This is a genomic window from Idiomarina solivarensis (assembly GCF_033052755.1).
Taxonomy (GTDB): domain Bacteria; phylum Pseudomonadota; class Gammaproteobacteria; order Enterobacterales; family Alteromonadaceae; genus Idiomarina.
This window is the reverse complement of sequence record NZ_JAVFHZ010000005.1, coordinates 117,585-141,640: the sequence shown is the minus strand read 5'-3', so window position 1 is coordinate 141,640 and position 24,056 is coordinate 117,585. Positions and strand designations below refer to the sequence as shown.

24 protein-coding genes are annotated in these 24,056 nt (G+C 48.1%); 7 read left to right on the top strand and 17 right to left on the bottom strand.

Annotated features, from left to right (window positions below):
• Positions 1–20: 20 nt before the first annotated feature.
• Positions 21–1,697, bottom strand: a complete 1,677-nt coding sequence (locus RBK99_RS09760; protein WP_317504415.1) for a cyanophycinase — start codon at positions 1,695–1,697, stop codon at positions 21–23.
• A 296-nt stretch (positions 1,698–1,993) separates the two neighbouring features.
• Here RBK99_RS09760 and RBK99_RS09755 point away from each other — a divergent pair, with 296 nt between their 5' ends.
• On the top strand, positions 1,994–3,325 hold the full coding sequence (locus RBK99_RS09755; protein WP_317504414.1) for an ABC transporter substrate-binding protein: 1,332 nt from the start codon (positions 1,994–1,996) through the stop codon (positions 3,323–3,325).
• Here the strand turns inward: RBK99_RS09755 and trmL are convergent.
• On the bottom strand, positions 3,309–3,773 hold the full coding sequence (trmL, locus tag RBK99_RS09750; protein ID WP_317504413.1) for a tRNA (uridine(34)/cytosine(34)/5-carboxymethylaminomethyluridine(34)-2'-O)-methyltransferase TrmL: 465 nt from the start codon (positions 3,771–3,773) through the stop codon (positions 3,309–3,311). The two genes, RBK99_RS09755 and trmL, sit on opposite strands and share 17 nt — an antisense overlap.
• A 54-nt stretch (positions 3,774–3,827) precedes the next feature.
• Here trmL and fieF point away from each other — a divergent pair, with 54 nt between their 5' ends.
• On the top strand, positions 3,828–4,757 hold the full coding sequence (gene fieF, locus RBK99_RS09745) for a cation efflux pump FieF (RefSeq protein ID WP_317504571.1): 930 nt from the start codon (positions 3,828–3,830) through the stop codon (positions 4,755–4,757).
• Here the strand turns inward: fieF and RBK99_RS09740 are convergent.
• The 6 genes from RBK99_RS09740 to glnA form a co-directional block, all read right to left on the bottom strand.
• Positions 4,747–5,754: an alpha/beta hydrolase gene (locus RBK99_RS09740; protein ID WP_317504412.1), complete on the bottom strand. Its 1,008-nt coding sequence runs from the start codon at positions 5,752–5,754 to the stop codon at positions 4,747–4,749. The genes fieF and RBK99_RS09740 overlap by 11 nt on opposite strands.
• Positions 5,751–7,112, bottom strand: a complete 1,362-nt coding sequence (locus RBK99_RS09735) for a HAMP domain-containing sensor histidine kinase (protein ID WP_317504411.1) — start codon at positions 7,110–7,112, stop codon at positions 5,751–5,753. The genes RBK99_RS09740 and RBK99_RS09735 overlap by 4 nt, the downstream gene beginning before the upstream one ends.
• Positions 7,109–7,789, bottom strand: a complete 681-nt coding sequence (locus RBK99_RS09730; protein WP_317504410.1) for a response regulator transcription factor — start codon at positions 7,787–7,789, stop codon at positions 7,109–7,111. The genes RBK99_RS09735 and RBK99_RS09730 overlap by 4 nt, the downstream gene beginning before the upstream one ends.
• A 75-nt stretch (positions 7,790–7,864) precedes the next feature.
• Positions 7,865–9,271, bottom strand: coding sequence for a nitrogen regulation protein NR(I) (ntrC, locus tag RBK99_RS09725; protein ID WP_317504409.1), 1,407 nt, complete (start codon positions 9,269–9,271; stop codon positions 7,865–7,867).
• Positions 9,261–10,334, bottom strand: a complete 1,074-nt coding sequence (gene glnL, locus RBK99_RS09720; protein ID WP_317504408.1) for a nitrogen regulation protein NR(II) — start codon at positions 10,332–10,334, stop codon at positions 9,261–9,263. Before glnL ends, ntrC begins: the two co-directional genes overlap by 11 nt.
• 72 nt (positions 10,335–10,406) lie before the next feature.
• The gene (gene glnA, locus RBK99_RS09715) at positions 10,407–11,816 is read right to left on the bottom strand and encodes a glutamate--ammonia ligase (RefSeq protein ID WP_317504407.1); all 1,410 of its coding nucleotides are present in this window, start codon (positions 11,814–11,816) and stop codon (positions 10,407–10,409) included.
• Between the two features lie 324 nt (positions 11,817–12,140).
• Here glnA and typA point away from each other — a divergent pair, with 324 nt between their 5' ends.
• Positions 12,141–13,982: a translational GTPase TypA gene (gene typA / locus RBK99_RS09710; RefSeq protein WP_317504406.1), complete on the top strand. Its 1,842-nt coding sequence runs from the start codon at positions 12,141–12,143 to the stop codon at positions 13,980–13,982.
• 77 nt (positions 13,983–14,059) lie between these two features.
• Here typA and trhA read toward each other — a convergent pair whose 3' ends face one another.
• Positions 14,060–14,725: a PAQR family membrane homeostasis protein TrhA gene (trhA, locus tag RBK99_RS09705; protein WP_317504405.1), complete on the bottom strand. Its 666-nt coding sequence runs from the start codon at positions 14,723–14,725 to the stop codon at positions 14,060–14,062.
• Positions 14,722–15,003: a DUF3081 domain-containing protein gene (locus RBK99_RS09700; protein WP_317504404.1), complete on the bottom strand. Its 282-nt coding sequence runs from the start codon at positions 15,001–15,003 to the stop codon at positions 14,722–14,724. The genes trhA and RBK99_RS09700 overlap by 4 nt, the downstream gene beginning before the upstream one ends.
• A gap of 178 nt (positions 15,004–15,181) precedes the next feature.
• Here RBK99_RS09700 and RBK99_RS09695 point away from each other — a divergent pair, with 178 nt between their 5' ends.
• Complete coding sequence (locus tag RBK99_RS09695) at positions 15,182–15,796, top strand: TetR family transcriptional regulator (protein WP_317504403.1); 615 nt, start codon at positions 15,182–15,184, stop codon at positions 15,794–15,796.
• Here the strand turns inward: RBK99_RS09695 and RBK99_RS09690 are convergent.
• From RBK99_RS09690 to RBK99_RS09670, 5 genes are all read right to left on the bottom strand, one after another.
• Positions 15,793–16,293, bottom strand: a complete 501-nt coding sequence (locus RBK99_RS09690; RefSeq protein ID WP_317504402.1) for an MgtC/SapB family protein — start codon at positions 16,291–16,293, stop codon at positions 15,793–15,795. The two genes, RBK99_RS09695 and RBK99_RS09690, sit on opposite strands and share 4 nt — an antisense overlap.
• Complete coding sequence (locus RBK99_RS09685; RefSeq protein ID WP_317504401.1) at positions 16,293–16,811, bottom strand: NADPH-dependent FMN reductase; 519 nt, start codon at positions 16,809–16,811, stop codon at positions 16,293–16,295. The genes RBK99_RS09690 and RBK99_RS09685 overlap by 1 nt, the downstream gene beginning before the upstream one ends.
• A 15-nt stretch (positions 16,812–16,826) precedes the next feature.
• Positions 16,827–17,474 (bottom strand): DUF2959 domain-containing protein, encoded by a 648-nt coding sequence (locus tag RBK99_RS09680; protein WP_317504400.1) that lies wholly within the window; start codon positions 17,472–17,474, stop codon positions 16,827–16,829.
• A complete protein-coding gene (locus RBK99_RS09675; protein WP_317504399.1) occupies positions 17,471–17,710 on the bottom strand; it encodes a YqaE/Pmp3 family membrane protein in 240 nt (79 codons plus the stop codon). Before RBK99_RS09675 ends, RBK99_RS09680 begins: the two co-directional genes overlap by 4 nt.
• A gap of 71 nt (positions 17,711–17,781) precedes the next feature.
• Entirely contained in the window at positions 17,782–18,504 is a 723-nt protein-coding gene (locus RBK99_RS09670) for an SDR family NAD(P)-dependent oxidoreductase (protein ID WP_317504398.1), read from the bottom strand.
• A 69-nt stretch (positions 18,505–18,573) separates the two neighbouring features.
• On the opposite strand from RBK99_RS09670, the gene RBK99_RS09665 reads away from it, so the two are divergent.
• The 3 genes from RBK99_RS09665 to RBK99_RS09655 are packed head-to-tail and all read left to right on the top strand — an operon-like array spanning position 18,574 to position 20,831.
• Positions 18,574–19,428 carry a virulence factor BrkB family protein gene (locus RBK99_RS09665; protein ID WP_317504397.1) on the top strand — a complete coding sequence of 285 codons (855 nt, stop codon included), beginning with the start codon at positions 18,574–18,576 and terminating at the stop codon, positions 19,426–19,428.
• Between the two features lie 54 nt (positions 19,429–19,482).
• A complete protein-coding gene (gene dtd / locus RBK99_RS09660) occupies positions 19,483–19,920 on the top strand; it encodes a D-aminoacyl-tRNA deacylase (RefSeq protein WP_317504396.1) in 438 nt (145 codons plus the stop codon).
• Positions 19,921–19,925: 5 nt separating this feature from the next.
• Positions 19,926–20,831 carry a bifunctional GNAT family N-acetyltransferase/hotdog fold thioesterase gene (locus RBK99_RS09655; RefSeq protein WP_317504395.1) on the top strand — a complete coding sequence of 302 codons (906 nt, stop codon included), beginning with the start codon at positions 19,926–19,928 and terminating at the stop codon, positions 20,829–20,831.
• Between the two features lie 7 nt (positions 20,832–20,838).
• On the opposite strand, the gene hutH is transcribed toward RBK99_RS09655, so the two are convergent.
• Both hutH and hutU read right to left on the bottom strand, forming a co-directional pair.
• Positions 20,839–22,368 (bottom strand): histidine ammonia-lyase, encoded by a 1,530-nt coding sequence (hutH, locus tag RBK99_RS09650; RefSeq protein ID WP_317504394.1) that lies wholly within the window; start codon positions 22,366–22,368, stop codon positions 20,839–20,841.
• A gap of 9 nt (positions 22,369–22,377) precedes the next feature.
• Positions 22,378–24,054, bottom strand: a complete 1,677-nt coding sequence (hutU, locus tag RBK99_RS09645; RefSeq protein ID WP_317504393.1) for a urocanate hydratase — start codon at positions 24,052–24,054, stop codon at positions 22,378–22,380.
• Between the last annotated feature and the right edge of the window lie 2 nt (positions 24,055–24,056).

Sequence of the window (24,056 nt, the reverse complement as noted above, 5' to 3'; positions counted from 1 at the left end):
TTCCCCGGTTTCCCCAGCCTCTAGAGCTGTTCCTGTGGCTGCCAGGCAATACCAATACTGCCGTTGATAACCTGACATTCGCCACCAGATGACTGCACCCGACTGGATTCACTCAGTTGAACCATTAAACGATAATCTTTGTTCAACAAGCTGAACTGTTCACGATCACCACACAGAATTCGCATGGAGTCGATTAACCCTCTATCGGTTAGAAAGTTTGTGGTAGGCGCCGTTTGAACCACGTCATCACCTTCAGCAAATTCAGCTGTTTTTATGCCATAAGGCGAAATTACGCCTGAAGCGCCTGAGACCAGATAATGAAAAGTGCCCGCGACTGCAGTCTCCGTTCCTCGTGCATCTTCCACAAAGAAAACACCGCGCTCACCAATTAGGTCAAAATCACCGCTTTCTAAATTGACCAGCATCGCCGTTTTCTCATCGATACCAAGCGACAAGGGTGTGGACGTCGCTGCCGCTAAACGTAACAAGCGACCAAACCGACCCTTTTCAGAAAAGTGGGTGTCCAGGGTCGCGTAATGGAACAGGCTCAATCCGCCTAGCGGATGGTAGGTTAGGCTGTCGGGTCCAACATTCGGCGGACACGTCATATCCAAATCACAGCCAAACGGCGGTGGATCGGAGGCAATAGCACCTTCTTTAATTGCTTGCGCTGAAGTGCCGTTAGAAATCATTGGCTTAGAGGTTAAAACAGCCGTACCCGCTCCAGTGCTGCCAATAACCAACTCTTTTTGCTGAACTTCGGCAATCATCATTTGAAGGATATCGCTTGGGCCATTATTCGCTTTTAGAAAGGTTGACCGGGTCAAATTCTGCTGACCGTCATTAAAAAACAGCCCATCGGCGTCCGCTATCATGCGCGCCGCAGCTTCAGGCTCCTTACAAAAAGCCACTTGCTCTTTATAGCGCTGGCTGTGCACACGATCACGCTCATACGCACCAAGGACTTGCTGTTGAATAGTGGCCAACTCGTCACAACGACCTTCGCGTTGAGCTTTTACCAGCGCGGAATCCAACGGCAACCAATGCACTTCAGCGCCCAGTTGTTCAAATACGCTTTTATAAAAATCAATTTCTCCATAAGGATTACGGGATGCTGAAGTAAGAAAGTAGATCGTTGGCTTCTCATCTTCGTCATTGAGTGAATCAGCCATCTCAACAAAGCGTTGGAAAATCGCTTTTGATTCGCCTTTAATATTTTCATCCAGATTCACAACTTCCCGGACAGAATTCGGCACTGGTAACTCAAGCAAGTCAATAATACGGTTCCACTCGGCTTCAGACAGAGAGTTATAAAGTTGCTGCGTGGCACGCCGGGTAAATTCGCGCAAAAAGACACGTTCAGGAACAATATCTTCGTTTATCCGGTCGTGAATTAGTTCCAGCGCTTTAGCCACTTGAAGTCGGGTTTCTTCGCGATAGCTTGGCCAGACCGCTTCTTGTGTTGCTATCGAGCGAAACTTTTTCGATAGGTTGAGGTACCTATCTGTGCGCATGGTGTCTTTATCTATCCAATCGACATCATCACAATTATCAGACGCAAAGCTTGAACAAACAGTCAGACCTCCCCCCGCAAGCAGTAAATGCCGATAAGTATCACTGTCCGCAGCATTGGAGGGCATCGAAAACAGTAATGACAACGCCGCCAAAGAGAGAAAGGAAAACAACGACTTAACCATAAATAGAACCCCTAGTTACCGACGGCTTGCACCGCAAAAGTATCTCAATTAATAGAATTAACAGCCTGCAACGCTAGAGCGTCAGCTACCTAACTGTCAAATATAGGACAATAGATTAACGTATTTATTATAGACAGACCTTAAATTCTTGCTGAATTAACGTATGTGATAACCACTAGTAAAGCCTCTGTTAAAACATATAAACATTTGAAAATAAAAGATTTTCAGGGGTCGTGATGCGCCTCTGAACACTGCTATACTAATTCTCTTTTACAGAATAAGACACGCGTATTGTTATGAAGTCATCGTCGCGCTTTTGCGTTTTACTATTATTACTAAGCGCCATCCCTGTTACCTCTCAGGCCTTCTCGCAGCAGAAGCTGCTTTTTCGTGCGCCCGACGAAGGCCCTTTTACACAATACGTGACATCCATACTTGAGGAAGCATACGCTAAGCTCGACATTAAACTGGAGTATATTGAACTGCCCAGAGTCAGAGGCGAACAATTAGCCACCGAGGGCACCATTGCCGGTGAGCTGGGCCGCACCGCCTCGCTGGAAGAAAAACGTGACGACCTTCGCCGTATCCCTTTTCCACTGTTCTCGTTTGATATCATTGCGGTTGCCGACCGCCGCAACTGTGGCTACTGTTCGGTATCGGAAATAGAGAGTCTGGCTTACGTTAATGGCATGGATTCCATAACAAACGTTGTTGAAAAGCTGCCTTACAAACCCTCAATAGTCACCCCCATTAACTTTGAGCAAGTGGTAAAACTATTGGATTCAGGGCGCATTCAGTTTGCCTTTATGACTGATTTTCAGTTTAAGAGCTCAAAACTGAGCAACAATCCGCACCTGATTACCCATACCTTGTCGTCGGAAACAGGGTTTCATTATCTCAACGAAGAACACGCACGACTTATTCCTCAACTGACTTATTATTTGCAAACTATGCGCAAAAACGGTCGCATGGAGGAGCTTCGTAAGCAGTATGGTATAGAGACTCAAAAACCAATAAAGTTGATTGAACCGCCTAAACAATTGACGGTTGTTGGAGCTTTGCACCCTGGGTTGATCAACGCCGACGGTACCGGCAAATTGTGGGAAATCGCTCAAACCGTATTCCCGACGTTCGGTTCGAAAATCAACAAGGTTGTCAGTAGTTGGCAACGAAGCTTTCAGTTAATGGGAGAAGGTCGTGCGGACGCTTTAATCGGTGTGCGTCCGGATCAGCAAATAAAGAACGCTATTTTGTCTAAATACCATGTGGGTTACGACGACAGTGTGTTTCTTTTCAGTCTGGAAGAATCTAAGGAAGGCCCTATTTGCGTTTCCGGTCCCCACTTTATGGAAACCTTGTTTGAAACCCAGCGACCTTTTTACCGAGCGTCTAACTCACTTGATTGTTTTGCGTTACTGGATTTAGGAAGAGTCAGCGCCGTAATCGATTATAAAGACAACCTGCCCGACTGGACCGAAAAACCTTACAAGAAAAAGAAACTATCCGCTCCCCAGCCTTTATTTGTCGCCTTTTCAGACAGCGGCAGAGGCCGTGCTCTGCGTCAGCTATTTGATAAGGCCATTGTTACTAATAAGTCCGTCGTAAGACAAGTTAACAAGCGCCTGTAAAGTCGTTCTGGCGCCACGCTTCATAAGCGAAAATGGCAACCGAATTCGATAAATTCAGGCTGCGGCTGTTGTCTGCCATGGGGAGTCTCAACCAGTTTTCTTTTGGAAGCGTTTCCAGCACCTCCATTGGTAATCCACGAGTTTCCGGGCCAAACAGCAACACATCTCCGGTTTGATAGCGAACCGTTGAGTAATTTGTCTGACCTTTTGTCGTACAGGCAAAAATACGATTAACGTCGGTACTATTCAGAAAGCTTTGCCAATTACTGTGGATTTTCACCGAGGCAAGATCATGATAATCCAAACCGGCACGCCGTACTTTCTTCTCATCAAGTTCAAAGCCTAAAGGCTCAATTAAGTGCAGGGACATACCGGTATTCGCCGCCAAGCGGATAACATTACCAGTATTAGGCGGAATTTCCGGCTCAAATAGTACGAGGTGCAACATGGTCGTTTTCATCACTTCAGTAAAAGCGGTAGAATAGCAGAATATTTTTTAGAAATGTGTATCGCTGCTGTGGCAAATCAAAAAAACTATCAACAGAATTATGCGTTTTGGGTGCGTCTGGCAAGCGCAGCCTCTGTAGTCGTGGCGGTCACCCTCATTACCATTAAGCTATTCGCGTGGTTTCAAACCGAGTCTGCCAGCATGTTGGCTTCGTTGACGGACTCCATTTTAGACAGTGGCGCGTCTATATTCAGTTTCTTCGCCATTCGCTACGCATTGCAACCCGCTGACGAAGAACATCGGTTCGGTCACGGCAAAGCAGAGTCTTTGGCGGCGTTAGCACAAAGCGCTTTTATTGCCGGCTCCAGCATGCTGCTGATTTTCCATAGTGTGCAACAGTTTATGCACGGTGGCAGTGTACCGAAAGTGGGCTTAGGTATTACCGTCTCCGCTATCGCCATCGTTATTACCTTTGTGTTAATTCTAATTCAGCGTATGGCTATTCGTCACACCAACTCCCAGGCCGTGCAGGCAGACAACCTTCATTATCAGTCAGACATCCTGCTGAACGTAGCCGTTATTGTTGCGTTAATTCTAAGCAGCTACGGCTGGCTTTGGGCTGATAGCATCTTTGCCATAGCCATTGCTCTTTATTTAATTATTGGGGCTGTTCGCATTGGCTGGAATGCTTTTCAGGCATTAATGGACAGAGAGCTTTCAGAAGAACTGCAGGAACAGATAGGAAAAATAACGCTGTCAGTGCCCGGCGTTAGAGGGTTTCATGGCCTGCGTACGCGAGAAGCCGGCCCGGTAAGGTTTATTCAACTGCACATTGAGTTGGCCAACGAGTTATCACTATTACGCGCCCATGCCATTGCGGACGATGTCGAGGCATTGCTTATGAAAGCATTTCCCGGTGCAGATATCATTGTCCATATGGACCCTGAGATTGTCGCGGTGGTGGAAGGCTCGATCAAGACTTAACTAATAATTGAGTTTCTTTAATAATAGCGTCCAGCACTGGCTGCCGAAAGGCGTCAGTTTCCATCATTAACTCGTGATATGCCCCTTCAATGATTTCAAACCTGAAATGCTTTCGGCTAACTGCCGCAGCAACTTTTTTTTGTCCGGGCGCAGAAACGACCTTATCGCTACCGGCCTGAAACAGTATGACTGGAATAGCAATGTCGTTGACCAGCTTTTGCGCGTTCATTGCGGCACTAATTGCCTCATAAAGCCAGTTAAATGTCGGCCCTCCTAACTGCACATCGGTGACGTTATCATAAGCGTTACGAAAGGCCTTATAGCGCTGCTTACTGTGTGTCAGCACATTGTCTTCAAAAGGTATGGACTGATAATCTCCCATACCGAAGAAGTACCAGGGTTTTGCCAGCCACTTATTAAGATACGCACCCGCAGTGACAACCCAACGAGCCAACCAATAGGGTGCTTTCCCCGTTTCTATAGAAAACATGGGCGCAGAGAGTATGAGTTTACTGTAAGGATGCGAGTATGACGCGCAATAAAGTGTGGCAATTGTGCCGCCCATCGAATGAGAAAAAAGAACTTTAGGGACATCGCCAAAAATAGACACTAGCTGCTGGGTAAAATCTGCAAAATCCCTGACAAAATCATTAAAGTTGTCGACATGCCCCTGATGAGGGTTCTCAGTTAAGCGTGCGGATAACCCTTGCCCGCGATGATCAAGCGCTGCAACAGAAAAGCCTTGCTGCGCGAGCTCCCAGAACAGTTCCTGATATTTAAGAGCCGACTCTATTCGACCGGGCGCAATAACCACTAAAGGTGCTGAGGGGCTGTGTTGGTAATAAGCAAAGTGGAGTTGAATACCATCGAACGCAGTAAAGTATTTAGAAACAACGTTTTGTTTCCAAAAGCTTTCAATTTCAGTTTTAAAAAAATGCGGCCACTGGGGTGTATCGTCGGCAGGTCGCTTTTGTTTTACATCAAGTAACGGGTTCATTCTACTCGTTCAGGCTGACTTTTGGGTAAGTCTAACACGACTTCCAGTCCACCTTCAGGGTGATTCTGCGCCTTTAACTGCCCGCCCAAAACCGCCGCTGCACGGTGGCTTAAAGCAAGCCCAAGCCCAACACCGGCCTTGTGGTGACGGGCAGGATCACCGCGGTAGAATGGAACAAACAGTTTCTCCAGCGTATCTTCCTCAACACCGGAACCGTAGTCGCGAATACGAATTCGGTATCCATCACCCTGCTCATCACACGAAAGCTCAACGTTATTCTCGGTATAGTGCAGCGCATTGCGAACAATATTTTCCAACACAAGTCTGAGCAACTCAGGGTCCGTATCAATGACAGGCCAATCACTTTCAATACGTATCAGGCGCTCGCGTACCTCCGGGTTTTGGTAACACATATCGTTGATAAGCTGCATCACCAACTCCCCGCTATCCAGGCTTTCATGGTTAAGCGCCACCAGACCATTTTCCAGCCGCGACAATGACAGAATGCGTTCGATGATAACGCTCAGGCGCTCGGTATCGCGGCGTAGCTGCTGCCAATTAGGATCATTTTCATCGGTTTCTGTTAAGTCCAGCGCCACCTGCATACGAGCCATAGGTGAACGTAGCTCATGCGAGACATCGCTGAGTAACCGTCGCTGGGCGTCGCGGGAAGTGGCTAAATCGATAGCGGCCTGAGAGAGGGCGCGTGCCAGTTCACCAATTTCATCGCCACGTTTGGGTAAGCGTTTAAGCTCAGGGTTTGCACTGCCCTCTGCAACCTCACGCATCGCTAAAATCATGCGTCGTATTGGGCGGATAAGCCAAATGCCCAAAAGGACAGCAAGCAGTCCACTACCAACAAGCAGAGTTAATAAACGCGCGCGGGTGGACTCACGCTCTCGCCGTTCCCTATCAACCTGCTCTTCAATGCCTAAGGGCTTAGTAACCAGGATTTTATTACCGTCCAGCTCAAACGGCCCCATGAGTAAACGTTCGTCCAAAGGAATTTGTTGAGGGGTACTCTGACCCAGCATACGCAACAGTGTGGAGCCATGCCTAACGCGCAACATCTCATCCATTAGCAGCTTCTCGCTGCCTTGTACCGATAGCTGCGCAGCCACACGGTAATCGCCGGCAATTAGCCGACCAGGTTGCAACGATTGAAAGGTTAAAGCATCACTCAGTAAGGGCTGTAGTGTTTGATATATTTCCGGCTCCAGCGGCTTTAACTCTGCTCTGGGCTTATTCCATACCGCTAGCAGATAACCGCTGGCCGCAGTCACCGACAGCAATGCCCAGAAAATAAACAGTAATCTCAGAGCAAGCGATCGATACCACCGCGTACGCCGATTCTTCATAAGCTCGCGATCAGTCGGTAGCCACGTCCTCGTATGGTTTGAATACGATCGGGTTTGGTCGGAAATTTCTTACGGATATTACTAATATGAACATCCAGACTGCGGTCGAAAGGTTCCATTTTCCGTCCGAGAGCTGCCACCGACAGTTGATCTTTACTGACCATCTGGCCTGCTTGCTGCATTAAACAACGCAGAATATCGAACTCGGTGGGGGTCAGTATCAATTCAGCCTCATCGCACTTAACTTCCGTTGTGGCCGGGTCTAACACAATACCGCAAACATTCAGACTTTCATTTTGCATTGTGGTATTAGGGGTTCGACGCAGCAAAGCTCTGACCCGCGCGACCAGTTCGCGTGGATTAAAAGGTTTCGGAAGGTAGTCGTCGGCACCCAGCTCCAGGCCCATAACCCGGTCATCATCGTCACCACGGGCTGTCAACATGAGCACAGCGGTATCGCGGTGTTGTTGACGCAGACGTTGTAATAACTGCATACCGTCAATCCCCGGCAGCATCACGTCAAGCAAAATGAGTTCGTAGTCACCGTTAAGTGCTTTATCAAGGCCAGTGACGCCATCCTCAGCAACACTTAAATCCACGGATTCACGCTTAAACAATTCAGTCAGCATAACTGACATTTCAGTATCATCGTCAATGAGTAGTACGGAATGTCTCATAACTTATTGTTCTCTTGAGAAATAAATCCATGATCCAAAATACAGGGGATGGATACGACCCCCTTTACATAACTTTTACTTTAGCAGAGTTTTTAACTTTCGGGTTAAGGTATTCCTTCCCCAGCCGAGCCATACCGCTGCTTTTTGCTTATGCCCTGAGAATCGTTTCAAAGCAGTCTGCAACGCCACTTTTTCCAACTGCTGTTGATAACGTTGAAGAACATCCTGTGATACTAACGGTTGTTGTTCCAGCTCAGCTTCTAAGTCGTGCAGCCATGTTCGTTCATCGCCCGGGACTATCGAGCCAGAATCGGCCGGTAGCAGGATATCTTCAGGCAAATCATTCACGCCAATCTGCTGCCCGGGAGCCATAACGGTTAGCCACCGACAGGTGTTTTCTAACTGCCTCACATTACCCGGCCACGTGTAGTTTTTTAACTGGCTAAGTGTTTCATTTAAGACTACTTTTGGTGTGACGTTCAACTCTTCCGCCGACTTCTTTAAAAAGTGCTTCGCCAGGGTGTCAATATCCTCCACCCGTTCACGCAGAGGGGGTAAACGCAACCGTATAACATTTAAGCGATGATAAAGATCGTCCCGGAATTTACCTTCATTCACTAATTGCTCAAGTTCCCGATGGGTGGCGGCGATAACGCGCACATCAACGGTAATAGGCTGGTGAGCGCCCACCGGATAAAACTGGCCTTCGGCCAGAACTCGTAACAATCGAGTTTGAACAGGCAACGGCATATCACCAATTTCATCTAAAAATAGGGTACCTCCGTCAGCCTGCTGAAAGCGTCCGACACGTTTCCGATCGGCTCCGGTAAATGCGCCTCGCTCATGTCCAAACAATTCAGATTCGATCAAATCAGCCGGAATTGCCGCCATGTTAAGAGCAATAAAGGGTTTATCCGCACGCGGGCTGTGTTTATGCAAAGCCCGCGCAACGACCTCTTTACCTGTGCCGGTTTCGCCGGTTAGCAAGACACTCACACTTGAACCAGACAGCCGGCCAATAGCACGAAAAACATCCTGCATGGGAGCCGCCTCGCCGATAAGCTCGGGTACCGAATTGTCTTCACTTTCAGATGGCAAGGAGGCACCTTGCTTTGCGTGCTGTAGGGCTCTGTCGACAGCCGTAATTGCCTCATCGATATCAAAAGGTTTTGCCAAATACTCAAAAGCACCGCCCTGAAACGCTTTTACCGTCGTTTCTAAATCGGAATGCGCCGTCATAACCACCACCGGCAGCTGCGGTTGAGCCTTACGCAATTTGTCCAGTACCGCTAACCCATTTTCACCCGGCATACGGATGTCCGTCAGCACCACCGTGGGTAGGTTGTGCTTAAGCGCGTCAAAAAAGTCTTCACTATTAGCAAAGCTACGCACATGGTAACGGCTATCGGCGAAGGCTTTCTCCAATACCCAACGAATCGAATCGTCGTCATCAATAATCCATAATTGCGCACTAGTGCTCATCCTTCACCCCTCTACCATTTTCTGCAGAAAGATACGGCAGATACACAGAAAAACGGGTCTCCCCCCGTCGGGAATCAAAATCAATTTTACCTTTATGCTGATGCACTAAATTTTGCGCCAGTGACAAGCCCAGGCCCGTTCCGTCAGCGCGGCCACTGATTAACGGGTAAAACAACGTATCGCGTAATTCTGCCGGTATACCAGGCCCGTTGTCTGTAAGAGTCACGACCGCACATTGCCGGTAACGCTGACCAAATAAAGTTAACTGATGTTCAACTCGTGTCTTTATGACGATAGTGCCGACTCCTGACATTGCCTGAGCGGCGTTCTGAGCAATATTCAAAAACACCTGTTCGCACGCCTCTGCCACCACCTGAATGTCAGGTAGAGAGGGATCATAATCCCGAATCAATTTTAACGAATCACCGTATTCGTAAGCTAAGGTTCTTACGACCCGCTCCAATACCTCATGGATATTGGTTTCTCGCGACTCGCCCCGTTTCGTCGGTCCTAACAAACGGTCAACTAAATACCGTAAACGATCAGACTGGCTGATGATCAGATCCGTGTATTCCGTTAAGCGCTCATCCGGTAACTGTCGCGCCAATAGTTGTGCTGCACCACGTAAGCCACCCAGGGGGTTTTTAATTTCATGGGCCATGCCGCGTAATAAATGCTGTGTTGCAAATAGCTGATTACGTTGCTGATCTTCCCGATTAATCCGGCGCAGCTGATCAACTTGTTTTAACTCAAGCAGCAGCGCTTTACCAAACGACTGTTCTACCGTTTGAATACTGGTTTCCACGCGAATGTCATGGCCTGAATGCAAGGCAAACTGGAGCTCAGCATTGAGTACAGTCTGTTCACTATTTAGACACTCCATTAAGGTCTCTGACGCCAGTGAACACTGATAAAATGCCGCAGTAAAAGGCTCACCAACCAGTCGCTTTGCACTGTGGTCAAGCAGTGATTCAGCGGCCGAATTGACGTAACGAATGGTCAGGCGCTCATCAAGAATGAGTATGCCTGTGAGTAATTGATTAAGTAATACGTTATCGTTCACGAAGGCAGGAACAGTTACGCACCAAAATGGTGCAGCCGGGCAAGGGATACGACCTTACCCGGCGAATAACCATTAAACGCTGTAGTACATATCGAACTCTACCGGATGGGTAGTCTTCTTCAATGTCTCTACTTCGTTATATTTCAGAGCAATGTAGGCATCGATCATGTCGTCGTCCATAACGCCACCTTGCTTCAGGAAGTCGCGATCTTTATCCAACGCATCCAGAGCCATCTCTAGTGAGTGACACACGGTTGGAATGTCTTTCGCTTCTTCAGGAGGCAGATTGTATAAATCTTTGTCCATTGCATCGCCCGGGTGGATCTTGTTACGAATACCGTCAAGGCCTGCCATTAACAGTGCAGAGAAGGCTAAGTAAGGGTTCGCACTGGGGTCAGGGAAGCGAACTTCAATACGACGACCTTTCGCACTGGAAACCAACGGAATACGAATAGACGCCGAACGGTTACGAGCAGAATAAGCCAGCATGACGGGTGCTTCAAAGCCCGGAACCAGACGTTTGTAGGAGTTGGTCGAAGCGTTAGCGAAAGCGTTAATAGCACGCGCGTGCTTGATGATACCACCGATGTAATACAGTGCCGTTTCACTCAGACCTGCATACTGGTCACCAGCAAATAAGTTCTCGCCACCTTTAGCCAACGACATATGTACATGCATACCAGAACCGTTATCGCCAACCAGCGGTTTAGGCATAAAGGTTGCTGTCATGCCATAAGATTGCGCCACATTATGCACAACATACTTGTACACTTGCATCTCATCGGCTTTTTTCGTCAGGCTATTAAAGCGAGTTGCCACTTCATTCTGCCCAGCGGTTGCCACTTCGTGGTGGTGTGCTTCAACGACCATGCCCATATCTTCCATAACCAGGCTCATAGTGCCGCGAATGTCATGCGCAGAATCAACCGGAGGCACCGGGAAGTAGCCACCTTTAACGCCGGGACGGTGAGCCAGATTACCTTCTGAGTATTCACGGCCAGAGTTCCACTTCGCTTCTTCTGCGTCAATTTTGTAGAACGACCCACTCATATCCGTGTGGAAACGTACGTCATTGAACAGGAAAAATTCAGGTTCAGGACCAAAGTAGGCGTCGTCGGCAATACCCGATGAACGCAGGAAGTCTTCTGCACGTTTAGCAATAGAACGAGGATCCCGACTGTAACCTTGCATGGTTTCAGGCTCAAGAATGTCACAGCGAACATTCAGGGTGATTTCATCGGTGAACGGATCCAGAACGGCGGACTCATTGTCCGGCATTAGTACCATGTCTGATTCGTTGATCCCTTTCCAACCGGAAATAGATGACCCATCGAACATTTTGCCTTCTTCAAAGAAGTCTTCATCGATTTGCGACACCGGAATAGTGACGTGTTGTTCTTTACCTTTCGTGTCGGTAAAGCGTAAATCGACGAATTTTACGTCGTGTTCTTTGATGGTATCGAAAATCTTATTAGCTGACATGTTGTCCTCCGTAGACAGCGTCTAAAAATACAGCCTAAGTATAGCAAAGCTTGTGCCAACTGAATTTAACATTGGTATTCAGTCACTTAGCTGAATTAACAACCGATTTTAAAAATTAGTATGCACCAGTATAGCGCATAATGCACAGAATTGGTGCAGCTTCATTGTAAATGTCAAACTTGTGAGAATGATAAAATACAGAATAGAACGAACAAAAAACAATCAGGCCTTTCTTAATCAGACGCAAACAGGTAGAATACGCCGCTATTTTTCATAAAACCCCTTGGACGGGTTTCACTCCCGGACAACTACAGGCAGTTCTTAATGACAATTCAGGTATTTGATATAGAAAAACTTCGCAACATCGCCATCATCGCGCACGTTGACCATGGTAAAACCACCCTAGTCGACAAGTTGTTGCAACAATCGGGCACCTTAGAAAGCCGTGGCGAGCTCGAAGAGCGTATTATGGATTCCAACGATCTTGAGAAAGAGCGTGGTATTACCATTCTTGCCAAAAACACAGCGGTTAACTGGCAGGATTACCGCATTAACATTTTGGACACGCCGGGGCACGCCGATTTCGGTGGTGAAGTTGAACGCGTACTTTCTATGGCAGACTCCGTATTGTTAGTGGTTGACGCCGTTGACGGCCCTATGCCTCAAACTCGATTTGTGACGCAGAAAGCCTTCTCTCACGGTCTTAACCCAATCTTGGTTATCAACAAAGTTGACCGTCCTGGTGCTCGCCCAGACTGGGTTATGGATCAGGTCTTCGACTTGTTTGACAATCTCGGCGCTACAGACGAGCAGCTGGACTTCCCGGTAGTTTATGCATCAGCGCTTAACGGCTGGGCTTCATTGGATATCGATGAACAAGATGGCGATATGACGCCATTGTTCGAAACCATCGTTAACAAAGTAAGCCATCCTGATGCTGACCCTGAAAGCGACTTGCAGATGCAGGTATCACAGCTTGATTACTCCAGCTATTTAGGCGTTATCGGTATTGGCCGTGTCACCCGTGGTAGCGTTAAAGTTAACCAGCCAGTGACCATTGTTGGCGCTGACGGCAAAGAGCGCAACGGCAAAATTGGTAAAGTCTTTAGTTACTTAGGGCTCGATCGTATTGAAGCCGACAAAGCAGCAGCGGGCGACATCTGCGCCATTACAGGGCTGGGCGAATTAAAAATCTCCGATACCGTTTGTGCGGTTGGTAAAGCAGAAGCGATGAAGCCTCTGACAGTTGACGAACCGACTGTAACCATGACCTTCCAGGTCAATACTTCTCCGTTCGCGGGTAAAGAAGGTAAGTTTGTTACCTCTCGTCAAATTCTTGAGCGTTTACAGCAAGAACTGGTTCACAACGTGGCATTGCGCGTTGAAGAAACTGACAACCCGGATCGTTTCCGTGTATCTGGCCGTGGTGAGCTTCACTTAGGTGTTCTTATCGAAAACATGCGTCGTGAAGGTTTTGAATTAGCCGTTTCTCGTCCGGAAGTTATCATCAAGTACGAAGATGGTAAGAAAATGGAACCTTATGAAACCATGACGGTTGATATTGAAGAGCAGCATCAGGGCGCCGTGATGGAAAAATTAGGCTTGCGTAAAGCCGAAATGACCAACATGACACCAGACGGTAAGGGTCGCGTTCGCGTTGACTTTGAAGTACCAAGCCGTGGTTTGATTGGCTTCCAGACAGAATTCATGACACTGACTTCAGGTACTGGCCTGATGTACCACACTTTTGACCATTACGGTCCGCACAAAGGCGGCACCATCGGTCAGCGTAGTAACGGTGTACTGATCTCAAATGCCCAAGGTAAAGCTCTAACCTACTCGTTATTTAACCTGCAAGAGCGCGGTAAGTTATTTGCATCGCACGGTGATGAAGTTTATGAAGGCCAGATCATTGGTATTCATAACCGTTCAAACGACCTGACAGTAAACTGTCTGAAGGGTAAGCAGCTGACTAACGTTCGTGCCTCTGGTACTGATGAAGCACAAACGCTGAGTACGCCAATACGTTTAACTCTGGAACAAGCACTGGAATTCATCAACGATGACGAGCTGGTTGAAGTAACACCACAATCCATTCGTATCCGTAAACGTGCTCTAACAGAAAACGATCGTAAGCGCTTAGGCCGTGAGCCGAAAAACGGTTAAGACATTTCTAAGCTAAAACTGAAAAAGCCCGCTAACTGATGTTAGCGGGCTTTTTTTATATGATATTCAAAGAGTTTCTATCTTAACGTTATTAAATCCGGCTGCGGTAAAACAAAATAGAAAATAGAGAAGAAGTGAAACACGCTTCCGGCCAACACAAACAAGTGCCATATGGCGTGGTGATAGGGCAGTGACTTCCAAACATAAAAAATGACGCCGAAGGTGTATGCCAGGCCGCCCGCAACCAATAACATTAAACCTCCGGCATCAACGTTATCAATCATTGGCTTAATTGCGATAAGCGCCATCCAGCCCATACCCAAGTATAAACTCAGAGACAGCCATTTTATCCGTTTTTTAATCCCCAGCTCAAGAATTACACCTAATAACGCAATGCCCCAGGCAACACCCAGTAACGTCCAGCCCCAAACCCCGTTCAAATTGATCAAAGCAAAAGGGGTATAAGTACCCGCGATCAACACGTAGATAGCGGCATGATCGAATTGTTGAAAAACGGCTTTGATTCTTGGCCAGGGAAACGCATGATAAAGCGTCGATGCAGTATAAAGCAGAATGAGACTAGCCCCGTAAATACTGGCTGCGACCACATGCCAGACATTGCCATAATCCGTCGTCCAAATCAGCATGACCACCAGCGCAACCACGCTTAACACCGCACCAACGCCATGGGTTAGTGCGTGCGCGACTTCTTCCGCTACCGTATAGGCTTTATGCTCGCTCATCCTCTCTCTAATCCCGGCGTTTCATAGCCTTTACTGATGTTTTTTAAGGCACGCATAAACTGATCAAACTGTCTTTCATTGTCATAATTCAGATGATAAGAATTGTGAAATTGCAACGTCAGCTTCACGCCAAACCCTTCCAGAAAAACGGTGTAGCCGTCATGGTCAGTATAAGCTTCTATCCCATCCAAATAGTGCCGCCCCTGACGGGCTTCACCATGCGTGTGGATTTTCTCATAAGCGTCCAACATCAGTTTGTTATCGAGTTCGTTCTTCATCACACACCTCAGCGTTTTTACTAAATGTATACCTTTATTATTAGGGCGGAAATCGTATTCCACAACCGCTTTCGGCTATTTGTAGCAAAAACCTTGTATTAGAATATACATACATAAGTGCATGATTATAAAAAAGCCGTTATAATAATGAACGAATACTAAGAAATAGGAGCTCGAAATGGTTCGACGCACAAAAGAAGACGCAATGGAGACCCGCGCTAAATTGCTGGATGCTGCCGAAGCTTTATTCAGCGAAAATGGTGTAACTCAAACGTCTATGATGCAGGTGGCAGAAAAAGCTGGCGTCACCCGTGGTGCTATTTACCATCATTTCGATAATAAAATGGACCTGATCGAGTCGTTGATGGGAAGAATTAGCCTGCCTATTGATGAAATGCGGGAGCAAATCGCTGAAAGCCTAGAGTTCGACCCGTTAGAAGAAATAAAAGCACGCTCTAAAGAGTTTCTCGCGCGTGTTCAAAACGAGCCACAAGTCAGATCAATTGCCAGTATTCTCCTGCATAAATGCGAGTACATTGACGAAGTGAACCCCATTAAACTGCGTCATGTCAGTGGTCGCAACGAGTGCATTTGTGAAGTGGAAAAATTATTTGAGTCCGCCATTGAAAAGGGGAAGCTGTCTCCCTCTGTTAACCCCCGCATAGCAGTTATTGGCCTATTTTCTTTAGTCGATGGCTTTATTTACAACTGGCTATTGGCCCCTGATTATTTTCCTCTGGTTGAATACGGTAACCAAGCCATCGAGAGCTACATCAATGGCTTAACACGCTAAGGTTCATTACTGTCGCCCCGGCGACGGCGCCAGCCACTGTATTTTCGGTGGACTCCGCGGGTCAGCGACTGGAACGTGTCTTCGAGTAAGTCGACACCAAGCAAGACACCGACAATAACCAGCGACAGCACAATACCAACACCGTACATACCCAGACCAACCGCGATACCTATGGCGGCCAAAGCCCAGATTGTCGCAGCTGACGTTACGCCAACCACCACGCCATCTCGCGCCAGCATAACGCCAGCACCGAGGAAACCAATACCGGTAATAATTTGCCCGATAACCCGGGAGGGGTCGCCGCCCTCACCGACAGCTGAAGAGCCGCCAACTAAAAATAAATAAGTGCCCAGAATAATCAGGGCCGCGGTTCTTATTCCAACAGGCTTCCCTCGAACTTGTCGCTCTAATCCCACGATAGCGCCACACAAAAGCGCCGAGCCTATCCCTTCCCAGGAATAGGGTCCCAGCTCCTGAACAATTTGCCAGTCAATCACTAACTAGCCTCTCCCTGTTCTAAAAATTGTTTTAAAAAGTTTTCATCCATTGCCGCAATGGCTTCATCGCTGGCGTTAGGACAACTTGCGCATAATGGCGCTGTCCATGCCTGAACATTAGCCAGTATATCGCGTAAATGACTTACTGCACGCAATCCTCCCAAACCACCGGGAGAAGCGGCCGCCAATAGCACGGTTTTACCGACCCAGGCTTGATTATCCAACCGCGATACCCAATCGATGGCATTTTTTATTAACGGCGAAACCGATGAATTATACTCTGGGCTGACCAACACTACTTTTGATGCGGATTTTATTTTTTCACCCAATTTTTGCATTGACTCAGGCACACCATCTGCGGCTTCCAGATCGCCATGGTAAATTGGCGCATCCAATGCGTCAGCGTCAATTAAGTCATGGCGAATGCCGTGCTTGTCCGCAACTTCGGTCAAGCGATGTTTGAGCTTGGTGTTAAACGACTCTTTACGACGGCTGCCACCAATAATTAAAACGGTCATAGTGTCTCCTGAACATTAAGATTGAGGATCTTGCATTGCGTTAATAAAGCGGTTCGATTCATTTACTGCCGCTTCCATGTCTTTAATTAGTACGGAAATTTCCCTTTGTAGATTACTAAACTCAACACGAATGGCATCAATTGCTTTGGCGTTCAGGTTATGTTTCAGGTAAAGCACGTTATCCTGCATTTTCTCCAGAACCGGCTGCATCTTATCTGCAGCGCGCTCCATCACCCTTAATAACTCTGCGTAGCGGCGCTCGGTTTCACGCAGTTGTTGTTCACTTTGGCGACGCATCCTGTCATTGCTGTATTGACCCAGCTCTTCGCTCCATTCATCGAAGAGATCATTAGCCACCTCATCAACTTCATCAATACGACTACGAACTTCTTCGGCTGCAGCTTTGCTGTCTTCATAATCGTCCCGCAAAGCGTTGTACTGCTCTTCCAGGTTGCCGCCGTCAATGTTCAACATAGCATCAAGCCGCTCTAAAGCGGAGCGAAACTCCTTTTGTGCCTCGGTTTGTGAGTCTCGTGCTTCATCGACTCTATCCACTAAAATATCGCGCTTTTCTATGCCAAACTTCTCCATGGTGCCATAGTACGCACTCTGACAAGCTGACAACATAAGCACCGCAACCAAAGGCAGTGTCCACTGTTTCATTTGTCACCTCGCGCCGCTTTAATCAAACGTTCATCACGTTTGGTCTGGCGGTAGTCATGCACGGCAATAATGGCATGAATAATGGCAATTAAATAAATCGCGCCTAAGGCGCCCAACGAAAAAACAAACAACACCACACCAATAACAGCAATCACCACATTGAATAGCGCCTGAAATATCTTACCGGTAAATAAAATTGCGATAGGCGGGAGTAAAATCGCTAAAATATATAACATCGTATTCTCCTTGCACTCCATTGAGTCTGTTAACCAATTAAGAGACATTCTTTTCTGAAAAGCAAACTAAATCAGTAAGGTAAAGGGGTACCATCCCAGTGCCAGAAACCGCCGGATTGTTCCGGTTTCAGGCTTTTTATTACCGCTATTATTCGCTCTGCAGACTGTTCCGGCGAATACAGTTTATTGGCCGCAATGCGCCCCTGAAAAGGTTCAGACAACGCAGTGTCGGTGGTTCCGGGATGTATTGCCGCAACAACCAAATTTTTATGTGTCCTTCTTAACTCTATCGAAGCGGTTTTCAGCAGCATGTTTAATGCCGCTTTACTCGAGCGGTAAGCGTACCAGCCACCTAAATAGTTCTCTTCAATACTGCCAACTTTTGCTGACAGCTGCACCCAAAACTTAGTTGCCTTTTTATCAATAATAGGCCTGAAGGCTTTTAGTGCTAACAAGGGTTTTATCGCGTTAACAGAAAACAGTTTAGTTAGGTTTTCGGCGGTAATATCCGCTAGCTTCTTCTCTGGAAACGTCTGCTCATCGTGCAGTATACCTATAGCTGAAACAACACCGGTCAGCTTTTCTCCACTGCCTTGAAACTCGTTCACCCATGCCCGAAGTGAATCTTCATCGTAATCTTTGACCTGATAATAAATCATGTCACCAGAACTAGACTGTCCCGTTTCAGGCTGACGCGATAACGCAATTATCCGTTCATCAGGAAACTGCCTTCTTAACTCAAGTGTGAGCGCCCGACCTAAACCGCCACTTGCTCCTAATACCACCATTGCCATTTGCGCTGCTCTCTATCATGATAGTTCCTACTTCCCTACGTTAACGAAACTGGATTAGCTCAAAACACCATGAAGCAACTTGACTGGAAATCATATCTCTATAGCACCTTAGGCTTTTTAAAGTACTTTGGGCAGAGGTTTAACAGCGACAACACCAATATTACTGCGGGCCACCTGACCTACGTTAGTATGCTATCGCTGGTGCCGCTGTTAGTCGTTATGTTTACGGTATTTTCTGCCTTTCCGATGTTTAACGAGCTTAAAGAAAACCTGGAGCAGGCACTTTTCGCTAATTTGCTACCGACTTCTGGCGAGCAATTGGAACAGTACCTCAATGAGTTTGTGACCAATGCCTCAAAAATGACAACCATTGGCGTGGGGTTCTTGTTTATTGTTGCGATTATGCTGATGTCGGCCATTGATAAAGCTCTGAATAGTATATGGCGAGACTCCAGCCGCCGGCATTGGCTGGTCTCTTTCGCCGTTTACTGGATGCTTCTGACCTTAGGCCCGGTACTGATAGGATCGGGGCTTGCTGCAACGTCCTATTTAATTTCGCTTAGCCAATTTGCCGACGCCTACGTGTCTGGCGTACAAAGCTTTTTGTTTTGGTTTGTGCCCATTGTTACGTCTTTTGTGTTCTTTGTACTCATGTACCAGTTGGTGCCTAACCGTCAGGTTAAATTCCGCTATGCTGCATTTGGTGCGGCTATTGCGGCAGTATTATTTGAACTCAGCAAACAGTTATTTTCTCTGTACATTACCTTTTTCCCAACCTACCAGGCTATTTACGGCGCGCTGGCTACTATCCCCATTCTCATTGTCTGGATTTACCTTTCCTGGCTAATTGTCCTTATTGGTGCCGTGTTAACCGTTAGCCTGGAGGAGTATCAATTACGGCAGCCTGAGCCGAAGTCTGATTGACCTGCTTCGCTTTTTCACCGACCATAGCGATTCTGTGTTTGAAGGGTAGTTATCATGATTGGACTGATTCAGCGCGTTAGCCGTGCCAAAGTCACCGTGGCTGATGAGCTTGTCGGCTCTATTGGGCCTGGGTTATTGGTTTTGTTAGGTGTTGAACATAAAGACGACGAGGCCAGTGCCGAAAAGTTAGCCCGCCGTATTGTCAATTACCGTGTTTTTAGTGACTCAGAAGACAAAATGAACAACAGTGTCATTGACCAACAGGGTGAGATATTGGTGGTCTCTCAATTCACCCTGGCCGCCGATACCCGAAAAGGTCGCCGCCCCAGCTTTTCCTCAGCTGCAACGCCCGATCAAGCTCTGCACTTGTACAAGATTTTTTGCGAAAAAGTAGCGGCACAGGGCATTGCCGTTAAAACTGGGCGCTTTGCCGCGGATATGCAAGTCGAGCTGATCAATGACGGTCCGGTCACATTTGAATTGAAGGTATAAAAGTCATGTATCGCGTGATCACTCCAGAAGCTGACCAAGAATTAGAGCGTTATTATTACCTGCGCTGGCGAGTGTTGCGTGAGCCCTTCCAACGTCCACTAGGCTCAGAGCAGGACGAATACGACCAAGTGGGTCACCACCGCATGGTGGTGAACGAGGCTGACGAAGCGGTCGCCGTGGGTCGCCTGCACTTTAATAGCCCCGAAGAGGCTCAAATCCGTTTTATGGCAGTTGCCCCTGAATACAGGGGGGAAGGTCATGGTGTTGCTATTATCTATGCTCTGGAGCTTGCTGCACGTCAGGAAGGGGCGTCGCATGTGGTTATCAACTCACGTGATAACACCATTGGCTTCTATAAGAAGTGCGGTTACGAGGTGGCTGAAGAAGCCGATACCGTTAATAACCCCATGTCTGAGCACCAGTTGCGTAAGTCTTTTACCGAGTACAATCGCATTATTTACCGCCCGGAGTGGTGTGCAGAGTTGCAAAAAACCTGGCAAGAAGATATTCCCATATCCGACGCCATGGGCATTAAAATTCATCAGTACACCGGACGAGTGTTCGAAACCCGCGCGGTTTTGTCACGTAATATTAATGTGCACGGCACCATGTTTGCGGGCAGCATATACTCTCTCGGCACTCTAACGTGCTGGGGACTTTTGCATCTGCAGCTTCTAGAGCGTGAACTGGAAGGTGCGGTCGTTCTGGGCGATGGCAATATCCATTACCACAAGCCCGTAACACAAGAACCCCGTGCCGTGGCCCGCCTTAGTGACGTTACCGGTGATTTTTCTGCATTGAAACAAGGGAAAAATGCGCGTTTAACACTTAAAGCGCAGATACTTGATGACGAGCAGCCGGTAGCTGAATTTACCGGCCGCTTCGTGGTTTTAGCTAAACGAGACAAGTAACCGAAAGCTACGACAGAATATGCGGTAGTTGCACTACTGCCGCTAATTCGCCTTCTTGAATTAAGTCACTGGCCGCTTTAATGTCCGGCGAAAAGTAGCGGTCTTCAGCATAATAGGCCACTTTCTCACGCAAGCAGTTAAATGCGGTTTCAACCGCAGCAGCACCTTTCAACGGGCGACGAAAATCCAGCCCCTGTGCGGCTTCTAACCACTCAATCGCAATAATATCACTGACGTTTTTAGCAATATCCGTTAACCGACGCGCCGCAAAGGTAGCCATAGACACATGGTCTTCCTGATTAGCTGACGTTGGCAGACTGTCCACTGAAGCCGGATGCGCCAGTGTTTTATTCTCTGACGCCAATGCCGCTGCAGTCACCTGCGCCAGCATGAAGCCTGAGTTTACTCCGCCGTCATTCACTAAAAATGCCGGTAACTTGCTTAAATGGCTGTCTATCAGCAGAGCGCTACGACGTTCAGACAAGGCACCAATTTCACTCGCCGCAATAGCCAGAATATCGGCAGCCATAGCAACCGGCTCGGCGTGAAAATTACCACCGGAAATAATGTCCTGCTCTTCGCTAAACACCAAAGGATTATCGGTAACGCCATTGGCTTCACGCACCAAAATACCCGATGCATGCTCGATTTGATCTAACACCGCCCCCATTACTTGCGGCTGGCAACGCAGTGAGTAAGGGTCTTGCACTTTCTCGCAGTCTTCATGATCTTTGGCAATTTCAGAACTGTCGGTCAGCACGTGACGCAGCATTTCCGCTGCTTTAATCTGACCCGGTTGTCCGCGCACTGCATGAACACGCTCGTCAAAAGGCGCACGTGATCCCATGGCGGCTTCGACAGAAGTAGCACCCACCACAATGGCCGCATGATAGTTACGCTCAATACGGAACAAGCCAGCCAACGCCAATGCAGTTGACGCCTGAGTACCGTTCAACAACGCCAGTCCTTCTTTTGGCGCCAGCTCAAACGGCTCAATGCCGGCAACTTTCAAACCTTCCTCTGCACTCAGTATTTCGCCTTTATGGCGAACAGAACCTTCACCAACTAAAGGCAATACCATATGTGCCAACGGCGCTAAGTCACCCGATGCGCCCACTGACCCTTTTTCCGGTATACACGGATACACTTCAGCATTTAATAATTTGATTAAGGCATCCACCAACACCTGACGTACACCGGAATAGCCGCGCGACAAAGAGTTAACTTTCAGCAGCAGCATTAAGCGGACGACCGCGTCTTCCATATAATCGCCAACGCCGGCAGCGTGCGATAACACAATACGACGCTGTAAGTCGGTTAAACGCTCGGGTGGAATACGGGTATTTGCTAACAGCCCGAAGCCCGTATTAATACCGTAAACCACGCGCCCTTGCTCAAGCACATCGGCAACTGTTTTCGCCGAAGTTGCAATGTTGCCTTTCGCTTCATCAGACAGCTTTAAGGTCTGATGTTGGTAAAACCAGTCGCGCAGTTCGCTTAACTGCAACTGTCCTGGCTGTAGTTCAAAATGACTCATGCAACCTCCTTACTTCGTATCCAGCATGGGTAAATCAAGCCCTTGTTCACGGGCGCAGTTTTTCGCAATATCGTATCCGGCATCGGCATGGCGCATAACGCCCGTACCCGGGTCGTTCCACAGTACCCGGCTTAACCGCTTGTCAGCTTCTTCGGTGCCGTCTGCCACTATTACCACTCCGGCGTGTTGTGAGTATCCCATACCCACGCCACCACCATGGTGCAGACTAACCCAGGTCGCGCCGCCTGCAGTATTTAACAGAGCATTCAGCAATGGCCAGTCAGAAACCGCATCGGAGCCGTCCTGCATCGCTTCGGTTTCCCGGTTAGGGCTGGCAACAGAGCCGGAATCGAGGTGGTCGCGACCAATCACAACCGGTGCTTTTAACTCGCCGCTTTTCACCATATCGTTAAAGGCACGGGCAATGCGGGCTCGGTCTTTCAGACCTATCCAGCAAATGCGTGACGGTAATCCCTGGAAACTAATGCGCTCTTTGGCCATATCCAGCCAGTTGTGCAAATGCTCGTTGTCCGGGATCAGCTCTTTCACTTTCTTGTCGGTTTTATAAATATCTTCCGGGTCACCGGAAAGCGCTACCCAACGGAATGGACCAATACCTTCGCAGAACAGCGGGCGAATATAAGCCGGCACAAAGCCCGGGAAATCAAACGCGTTATCGACACCGACGTCTTTGGCCATTTGACGAATGTTGTTACCGTAATCCAGTACCGCAGCGCCTTCTTTCTGGAAATGCAGCATAGCGCGTACCTGTACCGCCATAGATTCTTTTGCGGCCGTTACCGTATCGCGGGGAGCGCTTTCCTGCTTCGCTTTGTACTCATCCAGAGTCCAACCCTGTGGCAAATAGCCATGCAAAGGATCATGAGCTGATGTCTGGTCCGTCACCACATCCGGTGTTACGCCGCGTCGTTGCAGTTCGGCGTAAACGTCAGCAGCGTTACCCAGCAAACCAACTGAAATCGCTTCGCCTTTGGCCATGGCGTCATTAATCAGTTTTAACGCATCGTCCAAATGAGTCGCTTTATGGTCCACGTAGCCGGTGCGTGAACGAAAATCGATACGCGACTCGTCACACTCTACCGCTAACATACAAAAACCAGCCATAGTAGCTGCCAATGGTTGAGCTCCGCCCATACCACCAAGACCACCAGTAAGTACCCACTTACCTTTTGCGTCGCCATTAAAGTGCTGACGCGAGACCGAACCAAAGGTTTCGTATGTCCCCTGGACAATCCCCTGTGAGCCGATATAAATCCACGAACCGGCCGTCATTTGGCCGTACATCATCAGGCCTTTTTTATCCAGCTCGTTAAAGTGGTCCCAGTTGGCCCACTCCGGTACCAGATTAGAATTCGCAATCAACACACGAGGCGCGTCTTCATGGGTCGGAAACACCCCCACAGGCTTGCCTGACTGAATCAATAACGACTCGTTGGGCTTTAAGCGCTCTAAGGTTTCAATAATTTTGTCGTAGCATTCCCAGCTGCGCGCGGCACGGCCAATACCACCGTAAACCACTAACGCCTGAGGGTGCTCGGCGACTTCGTCGTCCAGATTATTCATTAACATACGTTTTGCGGCTTCCACCTGCCAGTTGCAGGTGGTCAATTCGGTACCATGTGGCGCGCTTATCTTGCGACTTTTATCCAAACGGGTGAATGACATAC

Coding starts and splice junctions, on each gene's coding strand:
- RBK99_RS09760 (WP_317504415.1), bottom strand. CDS start 1,697: ATGGTTAAGTCGTTGTTTTCCTTTCTCTCTTTGGCGGCGTTGTCATTA.
- RBK99_RS09755 (WP_317504414.1), top strand. CDS start 1,994: ATGAAGTCATCGTCGCGCTTTTGCGTTTTACTATTATTACTAAGCGCC.
- trmL (WP_317504413.1), bottom strand. CDS start 3,773: ATGTTGCACCTCGTACTATTTGAGCCGGAAATTCCGCCTAATACTGGT.
- fieF (WP_317504571.1), top strand. CDS start 3,828: ATGTGTATCGCTGCTGTGGCAAATCAAAAAAACTATCAACAGAATTAT.
- RBK99_RS09740 (WP_317504412.1), bottom strand. CDS start 5,754: ATGAACCCGTTACTTGATGTAAAACAAAAGCGACCTGCCGACGATACA.
- RBK99_RS09735 (WP_317504411.1), bottom strand. CDS start 7,112: ATGAAGAATCGGCGTACGCGGTGGTATCGATCGCTTGCTCTGAGATTA.
- RBK99_RS09730 (WP_317504410.1), bottom strand. CDS start 7,789: ATGAGACATTCCGTACTACTCATTGACGATGATACTGAAATGTCAGTT.
- ntrC (WP_317504409.1), bottom strand. CDS start 9,271: ATGAGCACTAGTGCGCAATTATGGATTATTGATGACGACGATTCGATT.
- glnA (WP_317504407.1), bottom strand. CDS start 11,816: ATGTCAGCTAATAAGATTTTCGATACCATCAAAGAACACGACGTAAAA.
- typA (WP_317504406.1), top strand. CDS start 12,141: ATGACAATTCAGGTATTTGATATAGAAAAACTTCGCAACATCGCCATC.
- trhA (WP_317504405.1), bottom strand. CDS start 14,725: ATGAGCGAGCATAAAGCCTATACGGTAGCGGAAGAAGTCGCGCACGCA.
- RBK99_RS09700 (WP_317504404.1), bottom strand. CDS start 15,003: ATGAAGAACGAACTCGATAACAAACTGATGTTGGACGCTTATGAGAAA.
- RBK99_RS09695 (WP_317504403.1), top strand. CDS start 15,182: ATGGTTCGACGCACAAAAGAAGACGCAATGGAGACCCGCGCTAAATTG.
- RBK99_RS09685 (WP_317504401.1), bottom strand. CDS start 16,811: ATGACCGTTTTAATTATTGGTGGCAGCCGTCGTAAAGAGTCGTTTAAC.
- RBK99_RS09680 (WP_317504400.1), bottom strand. CDS start 17,474: ATGAAACAGTGGACACTGCCTTTGGTTGCGGTGCTTATGTTGTCAGCT.
- RBK99_RS09675 (WP_317504399.1), bottom strand. CDS start 17,710: ATGTTATATATTTTAGCGATTTTACTCCCGCCTATCGCAATTTTATTT.
- RBK99_RS09670 (WP_317504398.1), bottom strand. CDS start 18,504: ATGGCAATGGTGGTATTAGGAGCAAGTGGCGGTTTAGGTCGGGCGCTC.
- RBK99_RS09665 (WP_317504397.1), top strand. CDS start 18,574: ATGAAGCAACTTGACTGGAAATCATATCTCTATAGCACCTTAGGCTTT.
- dtd (WP_317504396.1), top strand. CDS start 19,483: ATGATTGGACTGATTCAGCGCGTTAGCCGTGCCAAAGTCACCGTGGCT.
- RBK99_RS09655 (WP_317504395.1), top strand. CDS start 19,926: ATGTATCGCGTGATCACTCCAGAAGCTGACCAAGAATTAGAGCGTTAT.
- hutH (WP_317504394.1), bottom strand. CDS start 22,368: ATGAGTCATTTTGAACTACAGCCAGGACAGTTGCAGTTAAGCGAACTG.
- hutU (WP_317504393.1), bottom strand. CDS start 24,054: ATGTCATTCACCCGTTTGGATAAAAGTCGCAAGATAAGCGCGCCACAT.